The sequence below is a fragment of the Nocardia sp. BMG111209 genome (assembly GCF_000381925.1).
In the GTDB taxonomy this organism is placed as follows: domain Bacteria; phylum Actinomycetota; class Actinomycetes; order Mycobacteriales; family Mycobacteriaceae; genus Nocardia.
Genome location: NZ_KB907308.1, coordinates 766,713 through 781,053, shown reverse-complemented (window position 1 = coordinate 781,053; position 14,341 = coordinate 766,713). Strand labels below are relative to the sequence as shown.

The 14,341-nt window shown below is 69.3% G+C and carries 12 protein-coding genes; 9 read left to right on the top strand and 3 right to left on the bottom strand.

Annotation, left to right across the window (positions count from 1 at the left end; translation table 11 throughout):
• Nucleotides 1–94 precede the first annotated feature (94 nt).
• Nucleotides 95–985 (bottom strand): serine/threonine-protein kinase, encoded by an 891-nt coding sequence (locus G361_RS45065; RefSeq protein WP_019930278.1) that lies wholly within the window; start codon nucleotides 983–985, stop codon nucleotides 95–97.
• Here G361_RS45065 and G361_RS45060 point away from each other — a divergent pair.
• Complete coding sequence (locus G361_RS45060; protein WP_019930277.1) at nucleotides 985–1,602, top strand: HipA domain-containing protein; 618 nt, start codon at nucleotides 985–987, stop codon at nucleotides 1,600–1,602. The two genes, G361_RS45065 and G361_RS45060, sit on opposite strands and share 1 nt — an antisense overlap.
• Nucleotides 1,603–1,832: 230 nt before the next feature.
• Here the strand turns inward: G361_RS45060 and G361_RS0127145 are convergent, their stop codons facing one another.
• Together G361_RS0127145 and G361_RS0127140 are read right to left on the bottom strand one after the other, a co-directional pair.
• Complete coding sequence (locus G361_RS0127145) at nucleotides 1,833–3,956, bottom strand: MMPL family transporter (protein WP_019930276.1); 2,124 nt, start codon at nucleotides 3,954–3,956, stop codon at nucleotides 1,833–1,835.
• Nucleotides 3,957–4,126: 170 nt separating this feature from the next.
• Entirely contained in the window at nucleotides 4,127–5,182 is a 1,056-nt protein-coding gene (locus G361_RS0127140) for an iron-siderophore ABC transporter substrate-binding protein (protein ID WP_019930275.1), read from the bottom strand.
• A 122-nt stretch (nucleotides 5,183–5,304) separates the two neighbouring features.
• Between G361_RS0127140 and ctaD the strand changes: the two genes are divergently transcribed.
• The 8 genes from ctaD (at nucleotide 5,305) to G361_RS0127100 (ending at nucleotide 14,305) form a co-directional block, all read left to right on the top strand.
• Nucleotides 5,305–7,041: a cytochrome c oxidase subunit I gene (ctaD, locus tag G361_RS0127135; RefSeq protein ID WP_052172877.1), complete on the top strand. Its 1,737-nt coding sequence runs from the start codon at nucleotides 5,305–5,307 to the stop codon at nucleotides 7,039–7,041.
• 166 nt (nucleotides 7,042–7,207) lie between these two features.
• Nucleotides 7,208–8,434 carry a phosphoserine phosphatase SerB gene (serB, locus tag G361_RS0127130; protein ID WP_019930273.1) on the top strand — a complete coding sequence of 409 codons (1,227 nt, stop codon included), beginning with the start codon at nucleotides 7,208–7,210 and terminating at the stop codon, nucleotides 8,432–8,434.
• A complete protein-coding gene (locus G361_RS45055; protein ID WP_019930272.1) occupies nucleotides 8,434–9,327 on the top strand; it encodes an aminoacyl-tRNA hydrolase in 894 nt (297 codons plus the stop codon). The genes serB and G361_RS45055 overlap by 1 nt, the downstream gene beginning before the upstream one ends.
• A 56-nt stretch (nucleotides 9,328–9,383) precedes the next feature.
• Nucleotides 9,384–10,217, top strand: a complete 834-nt coding sequence (locus G361_RS0127120) for an ABC transporter ATP-binding protein (RefSeq protein ID WP_019930271.1) — start codon at nucleotides 9,384–9,386, stop codon at nucleotides 10,215–10,217.
• A 41-nt stretch (nucleotides 10,218–10,258) separates the two neighbouring features.
• The gene (locus G361_RS0127115; RefSeq protein WP_019930270.1) at nucleotides 10,259–11,074 is read left to right on the top strand and encodes a hypothetical protein; all 816 of its coding nucleotides are present in this window, start codon (nucleotides 10,259–10,261) and stop codon (nucleotides 11,072–11,074) included.
• 9 nt (nucleotides 11,075–11,083) lie between these two features.
• Nucleotides 11,084–11,869 carry an enoyl-CoA hydratase-related protein gene (locus G361_RS0127110; protein ID WP_019930269.1) on the top strand — a complete coding sequence of 262 codons (786 nt, stop codon included), beginning with the start codon at nucleotides 11,084–11,086 and terminating at the stop codon, nucleotides 11,867–11,869.
• Nucleotides 11,870–11,906: 37 nt separating this feature from the next.
• Nucleotides 11,907–12,884 carry a class I SAM-dependent methyltransferase gene (locus G361_RS0127105; RefSeq protein WP_026343570.1) on the top strand — a complete coding sequence of 326 codons (978 nt, stop codon included), beginning with the start codon at nucleotides 11,907–11,909 and terminating at the stop codon, nucleotides 12,882–12,884.
• Between the two features lie 50 nt (nucleotides 12,885–12,934).
• On the top strand, nucleotides 12,935–14,305 hold the full coding sequence (locus tag G361_RS0127100; protein WP_019930267.1) for a THUMP-like domain-containing protein: 1,371 nt from the start codon (nucleotides 12,935–12,937) through the stop codon (nucleotides 14,303–14,305).
• Nucleotides 14,306–14,341 lie beyond the last annotated feature (36 nt).

Sequence of the window (14,341 nt, the reverse complement as noted above, 5' to 3'; positions counted from 1 at the left end):
CGCTTTGAAGGGATGCGGCGCTGGGCCGCCGGTCGATGGCGGTTGTTGTGGCGGGCGCTGTCGGTGGCGGCTCGAATCTTGCCGCGCCGATACGTCAGGCCGGGGACGGTAGCGCATCGACATACAGGCGAACGGGGTCGTCGGCAGGTCCGGGGTGAGCCCAGCCGGGCAATGGTGGAACCGGGCCGGCGAATGCCGCGAGGGTGCGCAGTGCTGTTCGGGTGTCCGCTGGGCGCTGGGCCGGGTCCACCGCCAGCAGGTTGTGGGTGAGGCGCAACAGATCCGCCGGAATTCCGGGGATCGGCGGTCGAGCCGTTCGATCCGCGAGGAAGCCGTCGGTCAGCTTCCCGGAGTCGAAAGGTCTACGACCGGAAAGTAATTCGAAGAGCAGGACGCCGATCGAATACAGGTCGTTCGCCCGGGACGAGGGTGCGCCATCCAACAGTTCCGGCGCGGAATAATGCAGTGAGACCGGTGGTCGGCGACCGCGGGTGATCATGGAGTATTCGGTCTGGTTCAACGAGGCTGCGGCGCCGAAGTCGATGACCTTCACTTGTCCGTTGGGGCAGAGCACCAGGTTGTCGGGCTTGAGGTCACGGTGGATCAGTTCGACATCGTGCGCAGCGGTCATCACGGCACAGACCTGTGCGGTGATCGAGACGGCCCAGCCCAGCGGAAGGCCTCGGTACTCGCGATCGGCCAGCAGCGTACCGATGTTGTCGGGCGGTAGCAGTTCCATCACCAGATACAGTTCGTCTTCGTCGAAGTCGAACACGGTGGGCACGCCTGGGTGATGCAGTCGGGACGTTATGCGAGCTTCTCGGACGAATCGACGCCGGGCCTCCTCGTCGTCGACAAGCGTGCCGCCGATTCGCTTGATCGCGACCTCACGGCGCAGCCGGATGTCTCTGCCGCGGAACACCTCCCCCATGCCGCCTCGGCCGATGGGTGAGGTGATTTCGTAGCGATCGCCCAGCATATCCATTGCGAATCCGTTCTTCCGGGGCGGATCAACTGTCGCTGCTGTTCGTCGATCGCTTCGACCGCATTGTCGAACGCAACGGTGTTCGGAAACTGGCTCAAGAGGACGCGTGTCAGGTCAGTGGGCGGTATCCGGCCGCGAAGTACCGAATCTCCTTGCAGGAAGCCATGAAAGCTCTCGCGGATGCGGTGGCCACCGGCGGTGGGTCGTACCCGCTGGCCATCGTCCGGATGGTGGAGATCGCCGCCTTCAGCTACCTGATCGGCAACGGTGACCTGCATGGAAAGAATCTCTCCATCGGGCAGAATCCGGACGGAGTCTGGGAGGTCACGCCGGCTTACGACCTGCTGACCACTCAGCCCTATCTGTCTTGGAACGATCCGATGGCGCTGTCTTTGTACGGTCGCGACGGGAAGTTGGCCCACCGATGGTGGATCGACGCTGCTCGGCGTCTCGGCGTCGCCGAGCGCGCGGTCAAGCGTGGTCTGGTGCGTATCGCCGATGCCGCCGAACCGTATATCGACCGGGTCTCGGAGATCGGCTTCGACGAGACGGCGACGCGGCGATTGCAACGGATGATCAATCAGCGGCGCGAGGAGCTTCGTTCGCCTGCCGGGTGAATCTGCCGCTCTCTGCCCGTCGGGCGAACTATCGCTTATCGTTAATATGCTGACGATTATGGAAGATATAGTGATGCGCGTCATATAATTCGAACTTATAGCTTTTATCGTGATGATAAGTCTCGTCATGCATCGTCGAGCTGGGTCGATTGCTTTGTGGGACAAGGGATCGCGAGAATGCAGAGGCTCTCCGCACGTGGCGCGGAGAGCCTCTGTCGCTGTGGGCCAGGTCAGTTCAGGGCCGGAACGGGCTCCCGTTCCGGCTCCGGGTCCCGGCGGCGGGACAGGGGGTTGGGCCACCAGATTCGGTCGCCGATGTCGAGGCTGAGGGCGGTGACCAGGATCGAGCGGACTATCAGGGTGTCCAGGAGGACACCGATCATGATGACCAGGCCTACCTCGGCGAAGGCGACCATGGGCATTGTCGCGAAGACCGCGAAGGTACCTGCGAGGACGAGGCCGGCCGAGGTGATGACGCCGCCGGTGGCGGAGAGGCCGGTGAGGGCGCCTCGGCGGGTGCCTTCGGTTTTGGCTTCTTCGTGGACTCTCGACATCAGGAAGATGTTGTAGTCGATGCCGAGGGCCACCAGGAAGACGAACGCCAGCAGGGGGAGTGCGGGGTCGGCGCCGTGGAAGCCGACGGCGTGGAACACCAGGGTGCTCAGGCCGAGGGCGGCGAAGAAGGACAAGACGACCGTCAGGGTGAGGAGGACGGGGGCCAGGAGGGAGCGCAGGAGCAGCATCAGGATGGCCATCACCACCAGGAGGACAACCGGGACGACTACTCGGTTGTCCCGGGACGAGGCCCGTTCTATGTCCATCCGGATCGCTGTGTCGCCACCGACTTTCGCGTCGGCGCCCTCGATGGTGTGGAGGGTGCTGCGGAGGCGGTCGATGGTGGCGCCGGCGGCGGCGCTGTCGGGGGCGTCGGTGAGGGTGGCTTGGATCTGCATCAGGTCGCCGCTGGTGTGGGCCGCGGCGGGGGCGGTGATGCCGGGGGTGGCGGCTATCGCGGATGAGACTTCTTGTAGGCGGGCGGTTTTCGCTATGACTACTACCGGGGAGCCGGTGCCGAGGTCGAAATGTCTTGCCAGGGCTTGATTTCCGCGGACGGCGTCGGTGGTCTTGGTGAAGGAGTGCTCGTTGGTGAGGCCGGTGTTGTGCAGGCCGGTGACGCCGAAGGACAGGGCGAGCAGGGCCGCTCCGGTGCCGAGCCAGATCGTGCGGGGGCGGGCGGCCACGAGTGTGCCTACGCGGGACCAGATTCCGGTGGCGGTGTGGTCTTCGGTGCCGAAGTTCGGGTGGCGGGGCCAGAAGATCCAGCGGCCGGGGATCACCATCAGGGCGGGGAGGAGGGTGAGCATCGCGAGGAGGGCGACCGCTACGCCGATGGCGCAGACCGGGCCGACGCCCTTGGTCGAATTCAGTTCGGCGACAAGGAGAACCAGCATCGCGACGATGACCGTGGTGCCGCTGGCGAGGATCGCGGGGCCGGCTCGGTGCAGGGCCACCGCCATGGCCTCGTGTCTGTCCTCGTGGCGGCGTAGTTCCTCGCGGTAGCGGGCGATCAGCAGCAGGGCGTAGTCGGTGCCGGCGCCGAAGACCAGGATGGTGAGGATGCCCGCGCTCTGGGCGGTGACCGTGAGGCCCGCGCCGGTCGCGCCGTAGACGGCGCTCATCGCCACCGACAGGGCGCCGCCCGCCGCGAGCAGCGGGAGGATCCACAGCATCGGGCCGTAGGTGAGCAGCAGGATCACGATCACCACGGCGGCGGTCGCGTAGAGGAGGGTGCCGTCGATGCCCTTGAACGCGGCCGAGAATTCGGCGGCGTAGCCGGCGGGACCGGTGGGCAGCATGGACAGGCCGGGTGGGTGGGTTCCCGCGGCGGCCTTCAGTTTTCCCACGGTGGCGCCGATGGTGTCCCAGCCGCCGTGGCCCACCGGGATCGGGACCAGGACCTCGAGGGCCTGGCCGTCCTTGGCGGGGACGGGGCCGACTATCGAGGGCGCGGCCACTCCGGGGACCTGGGCGAAGCGGGTCACGTCGGCGGCGGCCACCGCCCGGTCGGTGTCGGTGAGGCCCGACGCGCGTTCGTAGACGAACACCACCGGGACCTCGTCGGCGCCGCCGAAGCGCTGGCCGAGCTGGTAGGCCTGGGTGGATTCGGCTGCGCCGGGCAGCCATTGGATGTTGTCGTTCTTCTCGGCGCCGTTGAGTTTCCCGGCGAAACCACCGAGGGCGAGGATGGCGATCAGCCACGCCGCCAGCACGATCCACTTCGTGCGGCGGCCACTGGGGATGCGGGCCAGGCGGCCCGCCAGGGTGGTCGAATCGGGGGCGGGGGGAGCGGACATGGGGTCTCCGTCGCAGGCAGCGGCCGATGAGGTCCGCTCGATCGTAGGATCGGCGCGAGGGTGGACGGCACCCTGAAATCCGGAATCCGGGTGAACCCCTACCTACCCTGAAACATCCCTGGCGCCAACGGGATTCGAGGGATCATCCGGTGAGTCCGGCCGCGATCGGATCAGTCGCTGACGTAGCCGTTGAGGGTGCGGCGCAGATCCTCCAGGATCGCGCGCGCGGCGGTGATGCCCGAGCCGTGCCAGATGGTGTCGTCGACGGCGAATTCGCGGCGGTCGGAGACGGCGCCGAGTTTCTTCCAATCCTTGCTGTGCATCACGGATTCGGCGTGTTCGCGGCCGGCGGTGCCGTCGAACATCAGGTAGATGAGGTCGCCCTCCACCTTCGCGCGTTCGGCGTCGGTGCTCAGGGCGGTGACCGGGAACGAGTGTCCGCGTTGGGAACTCGGCCGTTGCACGCCGGTGTCGGTGAGCACGGCGGCGGCGAAGGTGTCGTCGCCCTGGATCTGGATGTCCTTGTCGGTGAAGCGCAGGACCGAGGCCTGCGAGAAGTTCGCGGCGATCGCGTAACCGGTCTCGCGGGCGGTGGTGCGGTAGTCGTCGAGGGCCTTCGCGCCGGCCGCGCCGCGGCCCAGGGCCGTGGCGTAGGCGGTGAAACGGTCCTGCCAATCGGCGGTCGCGTCGGTGAGGACGGTGGGGGCGACGGCCTGCAGGGCGGACTGGTCGCCGTCGCCGGCACTGCCGAGAATCAGGTCCGGGTGCAGTTGCGCGATCTTCGCCGGATCGGCGCTGCCGACCGTGCCGACGCCGGGGACCTTGGCCAGGCCGGTGCCGAGGTAGGTCGGCTGCGGGGACGGGCCGGTGAGGGTGGCCGCGCCGGCGACCCGCTCCCACAGGCCGAGGGCGCAGACCGCGTCCAGGGCGGCGGGGTCGAGGACCACGATGCGCTGCGGATCGGCGCCCGGTTTGTCGGGTGCGGTGGGCAGGGGGCAGGCTTGGCGGGTGTCGCGTTCGATACCCACCACGGCCGCGCCGGCGACGTTGGTGGTGGTCCGGACGATCGAGCTCTCGGCATCGGTGGAACCCCCGGCGCAACCGGTCAGCATCCCCGACACCAGCACCGCGAGGGCCGCGGTGGCCGGCAGCACGGCGGTGGCCCGGCGGCGGGTGCTGTTGCGCGCTCGAGTGTTTCGGGTGGAGTCGACCTCGATCACCGGCATGCGGGGGAGGGTACACGCGCGCCCGGTCGCACCCAATTACGACACAGAGTAGGACCCGGCGAGGGGCTTGCGGCAGCACGGTTTACGATCTGTCGTAGCGCAAGCCGACCGTAGGAGGATCAGTGACTGCTGTAGAGCCTCAGCCAGTCCCCACGTTGGAAGCGACTCGGCCGTATCCGCAGCGTCTGGGTCCGAAGGGTTCGTTCATCTACAAGTGCGTCACCACCACCGACCCCAAGGTGCTCGGCGTGATGTACCTGGTGACGGCGATGTCCTTCTTCATGATCGGCGGCCTGATGGCGCTGCTCATGCGCGCCGAACTCGCCCGTCCGGGCTTGCAGTTCCTGTCGCCGGAGCAGTTCAACCAGCTGTTCACCATGCACGGCACGATCATGCTGCTCTTCTACGCGACCGCGATCGTCTTCGGCTTCGCCAACATCGTGCTGCCGCTGCAGATCGGCGCCCCCGACGTGGCGTTCCCGCGCTTGAACGCCTTCAGCTACTGGCTGTACCTGTTCGGCGCCACCATGGCGACCGCGGGTTTCATCACCCCCGGCGGCGCCGCGGACTTCGGCTGGACCGCCTACACCCCGCTGTCGGACATCGTGCACTCCCCGGGCGTCGGCGGTGACCTGTGGATCCTGGGCCTGGCCGTCTCCGGTCTGGGCACCATCCTCGGCGGCGTCAACATGCTCACCACCGTGGTCTGCCTCCGCTGCCCGGGTATGACGCTGTTCCGGATGCCGATCTTCACCTGGAACATCGCCGTTACCAGCGTGCTCGTGCTGCTGGCCTTCCCGCTGCTGACCGCCGCGCTGTTCGGCCTGGCCTACGACCGGCACCTGGGCGGCCACATCTACGATCCGGCGACCGGCGGCACGCTGCTCTATCAGCACCTGTTCTGGTACTTCGGCCATCCCGAGGTGTACATCATCGCGCTGCCGTTCTTCGGCATCGTGTCGGAGGTCTTCCCGGTCTTCAGCCGTAAGCCGATCTTCGGATACACCACGCTGGTGTACGCGACCCTCGGCATCGCGGCGCTGTCCATCGCGGTGTGGGCGCACCACATGTACGCCACCGGCGCGGTGCTGCTGCCGTACTTCTCCTTCATGACCTTCCTCATCGCGGTGCCCACCGGCGTGAAGTTCTTCAATTGGATCGGCACGATGTGGCGGGGTCAGCTGACCTTCGAGACGCCGATGCTGTTCTCGGTCGGCTTCCTCGTGACCTTCCTGTTCGGCGGTCTGTCCGGTGTGATCCTCGCGAGCCCGCCGCTGGACTTCCACGTGTCCGACAGCTACTTCGTGGTCGCGCACTTCCACTACGTGCTCTTCGGCACCATCGTGTTCGCCACCTTCGCGGGCATCTACTTCTGGTTCCCGAAGATGACCGGCCGCATGATGGACGAGCGGCTGGGCAAGTGGCACTTCTGGACGACGATGGTCGGCTTCCACACCACCTTCCTGGTGCAGCACTGGCTGGGTGCGCAGGGTATGCCCCGCCGCTACGCGGACTACCTGCCGACCGACGGTTTCACCACGCTGAACACCATCTCCACGATCGGCGCGTTCATCCTGGGCGGCTCGACCCTGCCGTTCATCTGGAACGTGTTCAAGAGCTACCGCTACGGCGAGGTCGTGACGGTGGACGATCCGTGGGGCTACGGCAACTCGCTGGAGTGGGCCACCACCTGCCCGCCGCCGCGGCACAACTTCTACGAACTGCCGCGGATCCGGTCCGAGCGTCCGGCGTTCGAGCTGCACTACCCGCACATGGTGGAGCGGATGCGCGCCGAGGCCCATGTGGGCTGGGGTAGCAAGTCGCACGAGGTACACGAGCTCGAGAAGGTGTCGAGCTAGAACCCTCGAGCCATGCGGCGGTCGTCCTCGGACGGCCGCCGCGCTGCTTTACGGACCGGTCGCGCGCCGCCGCCCGGTGCCTCGGCGCGGCCGCGCGGCTGAGAGAATGACCGGGCCGTTATACCCCCGTGCGCGGGGCGAGTTCGCGAGAAACGGAGTTCCAGACTTGGCCGAGCCCGAGACGACCGTGCTGGTCACCGTCACCGGCCCCGACAAGCCCGGCGTGACATCGGTCCTGCTGGCCGCGCTGTCGCGGCACGGAGTCGACCTGCTCGACGTCGAGCAGGTCGTGATCCGCGGCCGCCTGACCCTCGGGGTGCTGGTGACCTCGCCCGCCGATCCGGAGGATCTGCAGGATCAGCTCGAGGACGCCATGGCGACCGTCGGCATGGAGGTCGGGGTGGAGATCGGCGCGAACTCCGTCGCCGGCGCCCGGCTGTCGACGCACGCGGTGGTGGTGCTGGGCAGTCCGGTCACCGCGAAGGCGTTCAGTTCGATCGCTCGCGAGCTGGCCGGGCAGGGCGTGAACATCGACGCCATCCGCGGGGTCGCCGACTATCCGGTCACCGGGCTGGAGCTGATGGTCACCGTGCCGTCCGGCACCCCGGACGCCGAGACCCGGCTGCGCACCGGGCTGGCCGAGGTGGCCGCGCGGCGCAATGTCGATGTGGCGGTCGAGCGCGCGGGGCTGGCCCGGCGGGCCAAGCGGCTGATCGTGTTCGACGTGGACTCCACCCTGATCCAGGGCGAGGTGATCGAGATGCTGGCCGCGCACGCCGGCGTCGAGGACGAGGTGCGGCGGGTCACCGAGGCCGCGATGCGCGGGGAACTGGATTTCGCCGAATCGCTGCGGCAGCGGGTGGCCACGCTGGCCGGGCTGGACGCCACGGTGATCGATGAGGTCGCCGAGACCATCGAGCTCACGCCCGGGGCCCGCACCACGATCCGGACGCTGCGCCGGCTCGGCTTCCACTGCGGGGTGGTCTCCGGCGGTTTCCGGCAGGTCATCGAGCCGCTCGCGCACGAACTGGAACTGGATTTCGTGCAGGCCAACACCCTGGAGGTGGTGGACGGCAAGCTCACCGGCAGGGTGATCGGTGAGATCGTCGACCGGCCCGGGAAGGCGGTCGCGCTGCGCCGGTTCGCCGCCGACGCGGGGGTGCCGATGGAACAGACGGTCGCGGTCGGCGACGGCGCGAACGATATCGACATGCTCAATGCCGCGGGGCTGGGTATCGCCTTCAACGCCAAGCCCGCGCTGCGCGAGGTGGCCGATGCCGCGCTGTCGCACCCGTTCCTGGACGCCGTGCTGTTCATCCTCGGCGTGACCCGGGACGAGGTGGAGGCCGCCGACGCCCGCGACGGCCTGGTGCGCCGGGTGCCGCTGCGCTGATGGCATCGCTGGATTCCCGTCCGGCCGGGGCGCACGGATCGCAACCACCCGGCGGCCCGGCCGACGAAGTGCGGACCGCGGACGCCGCCGCCGTGCCGGACGCCGATGATCTCGCCGGATTCGCCGTCCGGCATGCCGAATTGGCCGCGGGTTACGGCGGTGGGGGTGATCCGGCCGATCCCGCGCTGGTGCAGGCCATGCAGATGGTGTTGTACCTCCCGAAGAACGGTGACGTGCCGCTGCGCAGCGAGTTGCTGGCGGCCGCGGCGTCGGCCGCGGTCGCGCTGTGCCTGGATCCGCGGGTCGGTCCCGGCGGGCCGTGGGAGCAGCGTTATCTGGCCTGGAAGCGGTCCCGCATCCGCAAGGTGGCCCGGCGCGCGCGGGGTGCGCAGTGGGCGGCCGCCGGGGAGGTCGACGGGGTGACCGTCGAGGGGAACGGCGCGCAGGCGCGAGCGCTGGTGCCCGGGCCCGTCGGCGATATCGATCCGCGCATCCGCCGGCTCCAGATCGGCGGCACCGAACTGGAACCCGACCGGCCGGGTCCGCCCGATCCGGCGCTGCCCGTGCTGTGGGTGAACGCCGATCTGGGCATGACGGTCGGAAAGGCCGCCGCGCAGGTGGGGCACGCGAGTATGTTGCTCGCGGGGGCGCTCCCGGTGGACGAGGCGTTCGCCTGGTCTCGGCGCGGCTTCCGGTGTTCGGTGCGCGACGCCGCCGGTGAACACAGGGCGACCCTGTGCGATCGGGTACGGGAGGGCGCCGCCGTCGCCGTCCGCGACGCCGGGTTCACCGAGGTCGCGCCCGGTTCCATGACGGTCGTCGCGGTGCCGGCCGCGCATCCACTCGTAGTACCCGACCGTGACACGACATCCATTCCGCCCGAGAGTCACTGATGACACAGATCACGCGAACCGACCGAGTTGACGACGGACCCGGCGGGTCGGCAAAGATGTACCCCGTGCCGCAACCGGATCCCGATCTACTCATAGATTTCAACGAGGTCACCGTCCGGCGTTCGGGCCACACCCTGGTCGGTCCGGTGACCTGGCAGGTGGAGCTGGACGAACGCTGGGTTGTGCTCGGCCCCAACGGCGCCGGCAAGACCTCCCTGCTACGCATGGCCGCCGCCGAGATGTATCCCACCTCGGGTGTGGCCATGCTGCTCGGCGAGAAGCTGGGCCGCGTCGACATCAACGAGCTACGTCCCCGCATCGGGCTCTCGTCGGCGGCGGTGGCCGCCCGGGTGCCGCTGGACGAGAAGGTCAGCGACCTGGTGGTGTCCGCCGGGTACGCGGTGCTCGGCCGCTGGCGCGAACGCTACGACGACGTCGACCTGGACCGCGCGGTCGACATGCTGGAAAGCCTGGGCGCCGAACATCTTTCCGATCGCGCCTACGGCACCCTCTCCGAGGGCGAACGCAAGCGGGTCCTGATCGCGCGGGCCCTGATGACCGACCCGGAACTGCTGCTGCTCGACGAGCCCGCCGCGGGCCTCGATCTGGGTGGGCGCGAGGAGCTGGTGGAGAAACTCGGCGATCTGGCCGCCGACCCGGACTCGCCCGCCACCGTGCTGGTCACCCATCACGTCGAGGAGATCCCGCCCGGCTTCACCCACGGCCTGTTGCTCAAGGAGGGCAGCGTCGTCGCGCAGGGCCTGCTCGAGGACGTGCTGACCGCGGAGAATCTCAGCGAGGCGTTCCACCAGTCGATCGCGCTGAACCGCATCGACGGCCGCTACTTCGCCCGTCGCTCGCATCGCTTCGGCCGGCACCGCAGCCGGTAGGGGCCGGTCGGGCCCGATTGCCGGGCGGTTATGGTGCGAAGGTGAGTGAGATCATTGCCGGGACGGAATCGCCGGCGGCGCCCAAGGACGCCTCCACCGTGATTCTGGTCCGGGACGGCGCGTCGGGGCCCGAGGTGTTCCTGCAGCGGCGGGTCGACGGGATGGCCTTCGCCGCCGGGGTGACCGTCTTTCCGGGCGGCGGGGTGGACGAGTCGGACAGTGTGGCCGGTATCGGCTGGGCCGGACCGGATGCGGCGTGGTGGGGTGAGCGTTTCGGTGTCGGCGAGAGCCGGGCGCGGGCGCTGGTGTGCGCGGCGGTGCGGGAACTGTTCGAGGAGTGCGGGGTGCTGCTGGCGGGACCGACCGCCGATACCGTCGTGACCGACGCCGAGACCCATACCGAGGTGCGGGAGCGGTTGGTGCGCCGCGAGCTGACCCTCGGTGAATTCCTGGCCCGCGAGCGGCTGGTGTTGCGCGCGGATCTGCTGCGGCCCTGGGCGAACTGGATCACCCCCGAACTGTCGCCGCGACGCTACGACACCCGCTTCTTCGTGGCGATGCTGCCCGCGGGCCAGCAGGCCGACGGCGCCACCACCGAGGCCGCCGACGTGCGGTGGACCACGCCAGCGGCCGTCCTGGACAGCTGGCGGGCCGGCGCCGACGAACTGCTCGGGCCGACCTGGACCCAGCTGCGCACGCTCACCGAATTCGCTTCCGCCGCCGAACTTTTCGACGCCGATCGCCGAATCGAGCCGGTGCTGCCGGTGGTCGAGCGGGGTGGCGACCGGGTCCGCCTGGTGTTCCCGCACTGCGACGCGTACTACGCCGATCTGCCCGTGGCGCACCGGCGCTGGTAGTAGTAGACCGTGATCTCCGAGCCGGCGGCGACCGCCGAATATGTGAGCGTGCAACGACCCGAGGCCGGAATCGCCGTGCTGCGCTTCGCGCGGCCGCCGATGAATCTGATCGACGCGCAGCTGGCGTTCGAACTGTCCGCCGCCGCCCGCGAGCTGGCGGCGGACGAGTCGGTCGCGGCGGTCGTGGTGTACGGCGACGAGCGGGTGTTCTGCGCCGGTGACGACCTCGCGGAGGCGGCCCGGCTGGGCGCCGAGCAGGCGCGGGCGATGGCCGCCGACGTGCAGTCCGCCCTCGGCTGCCTGGCCCGGCTGCCGCAGCCGACCGTGGCGGCTGTCACCGGTTATTGTCTGGGCGCCGGGCTGGAGCTGGCGCTGGGCGCCGACCGGCGGATCATCGGCGACAACGTGAAGCTGGGCCTGCCGCAGATCCGCGCCGGACTGCTGCCCCTCGCGGGGATCCGCCGGCTGAGCCTGCTGATCGGGCCCGCCGCGGCGAAGGATCTGGTGTACACCGGCCGGTTCGTGGCGGCGGCCGAGGCCGCGACGCTCGGGCTGGTCGACGAGGTGGTCGCCCCCGACGACGTCCACCTCGCGGCGCTGCGGTGGGCACGGCGTTTCGTCGGCGGTCCACGGCTCGCGCTGGCCGCCGCCAAACGGGTGTTCGAGGCCGGTCCGCACGGCGCCGAGCGGGCCCGCACGGAGTGGGCGGAGCTGTTCGCGACCGCGGATCGCAGCATAGGAACACGTTCCTATTTGGCGGACGGTCCCGGGTCCGCGGAATTCTCGGGTCGCTGACGGCGGCGATTTTGACCCTCGAGTAATGTTGGCGACCATGACCGGACGCCCCGACGATCCCGCGCCCAACCCGCACGCCACCGAAGCACAGGTTCAGGCCGCCCTCGCCGACAACAAGCTCGCCCAGGTGCTGTATCACGACTGGGAGGCCGAGACCTACGACGACAAGTGGTCGATCTCCTACGACGAGCGTTGTATCGCCTACGCGCGCGGGCGTTTCGACGCGGTGGCCCCGAATGCGGCGCTGCCGTACGAGCGGGCGCTGGAACTCGGCTGCGGCACCGGTTTCTTCCTGCTGAACCTGATGCAGTCCGGCATCGCGAAGTCCGGTTCGGTCACCGATCTGTCGCCGGGTATGGTCCGGGTCGCCACCCGCAACGCCGGGCATCTGGGCCTGGACGTGGACGGTCGCGTCGCCGACGCGGAGACCATCCCCTACGAGGACGAGACCTTCGACCTGGTGGTCGGACATGCTGTGCTGCACCACATTCCGGATGTGGAGCTGGCGCTGAAGGAATGCCTGCGGGTCCTGAAGCCGGGCGGGCGCTTCGTCTTCGCCGGTGAGCCGACCACCATCGGCAATGTGTACGCGCGCAGGCTGGGCCAGGTCACCTGGAAGGTCACCACCGAGATCACCAAGCTGCCGTTCCTGCAGGGCTGGCGGCGGCCGCAGGAGGAACTCGACGAGTCCTCCCGCGCCGCGGCCCTCGAGGCGGTTGTCGACCTGCACACCTTCGATCCGGCCGATCTGGAGGCGATGGCCACCCGGGCCGGGGCGGTCGGGGTGCATGCCGAGACCGAGGAGTTCGCGGCGGCGCTGTGGGGCTGGCCGGTGCGTACCTTCGAGGCCGCCGTGCCCGAGGAGAAGCTCACCTGGCGCTACCGCGTGACCATGTACCGCGCCTGGCTGGGCCTGAGCTGGCTGGACGAGAACGTCATGCGCCGCATCGTCCCGCGGCAGTTCTTCTACAACGCCATGCTCACCGGCGTGAAGCCGGGCGCGCGCGGCCGATAGTCGAAAAGTTCTGCGGCACAGCGCAGTTCCCGGCCGGGGAGAGAGGCGTAGTGGGCTATCGGTTCTCGCGGACGGACGTCGGGTACCTGGGTGGCGCCGAAGGGGCCGCGGCGCTGACAGCGGTGAACGAGTTGTCGTTGACCGTGAAGAGTCTGGTGCGCGACCTCGAGCGGGTACGGCGCGACTTCGGGGAACATGCCGGGGCGCTGGTGGAGACGGTGCGGCTGCGGCGGCGGGCCGCGGTGAAGCTGCCGGGCGCCGAGCGCTGGCTGTTCGACGACGACGCCTTGCAGCAGGCGACGCCGACGGTGGTGGCCGCGCATCGGGCACGGCGCCTGGCCGGGCGGCCGGTGCACGATGTCACCTGCTCGATCGGTGCGGAACTGGCTGCGCTGCAACAGGTTTGCCCGGCCGTACTGGGCAGCGATCTGGACGAGGTCCGGCTGGCGATGGCGGCACACAATCTCGCCGGTGCGTCGAATGTGCTGCTCGCGCGGGCGGATGCGTTGGCGCCGTGCAGTTCCGACACGGTGGTGATCGCCGATCCGGCCCGTCGCGCCGACGGTCGCCGGACCCACGACCCGGCGAAACTGCAACCGCCGCTACCGGACCTGATCGACGCGTACGCGGGCCGGGACCTCGTCGTGAAATGTGCGCCGGGTATCGATTTCGACTGCTTCCTGGTCGGTCTGCCCGGCGTATCGGCGCATTCCCGCACGAGCGGGGTCGGTGGTGACCCGGGCGATTCGGGGCCGGGTCGGGCCGGGCACGCCTTCGGCGGTGACATCTCCGGGTCGAGCGGAGTTCGGGGTGGTTCCGGCCGGGACGCGACCGTGCGGCGCACCGGAAGGGGCTCCGGCGGTCTCGGGGGGATGCGGTGGCACGGGGAGGTCGAGGTCGTGTCGCTGGACGGTTCGGTGCGTGAGGCGTGTCTGTGGCCGGCCGGGCTCGCGACGCGGGGGGTGACCCGGCGTGCGTCCGTATTGAGCACCGGCGGGCCGGGGTGGACGATCACCGATGCCGAGCCCGACGACATCCCGGAACGGGATCCCGGCGACTGGATCATCGATCCGGACGGGGCGGTGGTGCGGGCCGGGCTGGTCCGGCACTATGCGGCGAGACACGGGCTGTGGCAACTGGATCCGCGCATCGCCTACCTCACCGGGGACCGGGTGCCCGACGGCGTGCGGGGATTCCGGATCCTCGACCGGTTCGACTTCCGGGAGAAGACGCTGCGCGCGGAGTTGCATCGCCGGGACTGCGGGCCGCTGGAAATCCTCACTCGCGGTGTGGATCTCGACCCGGACGCGCTGCGCACCCGGATCCGGCCGCGTGGCGGCACCCCGTTCACCCTGGTGGTGACCCGGATCGGGTCGACCCCGACGGTCTTCCTCTGCGAAACTCCGCCGGTACCACGCTGATTCGGGACCATCGGTCGGTGCGGCCGGGTGAAGGTC

What these genes read in the sequence shown, in the direction of transcription:
- G361_RS0127105 (WP_026343570.1), top strand. Translation starts at nt 11,907, where the DNA reads ATGACCGGACGCCCCGACGATCCCGCGCCCAACCCGCACGCCACCGAA.
- G361_RS0127145 (WP_019930276.1), bottom strand. Translation starts at nt 3,956, where the DNA reads ATGTCCGCTCCCCCCGCCCCCGATTCGACCACCCTGGCGGGCCGCCTG.
- G361_RS0127120 (WP_019930271.1), top strand. Translation starts at nt 9,384, where the DNA reads ATGTACCCCGTGCCGCAACCGGATCCCGATCTACTCATAGATTTCAAC.
- G361_RS45055 (WP_019930272.1), top strand. Translation starts at nt 8,434, where the DNA reads ATGGCATCGCTGGATTCCCGTCCGGCCGGGGCGCACGGATCGCAACCA.
- G361_RS45065 (WP_019930278.1), bottom strand. Translation starts at nt 985, where the DNA reads ATGGATATGCTGGGCGATCGCTACGAAATCACCTCACCCATCGGCCGA.
- G361_RS0127140 (WP_019930275.1), bottom strand. Translation starts at nt 5,182, where the DNA reads ATGCCGGTGATCGAGGTCGACTCCACCCGAAACACTCGAGCGCGCAAC.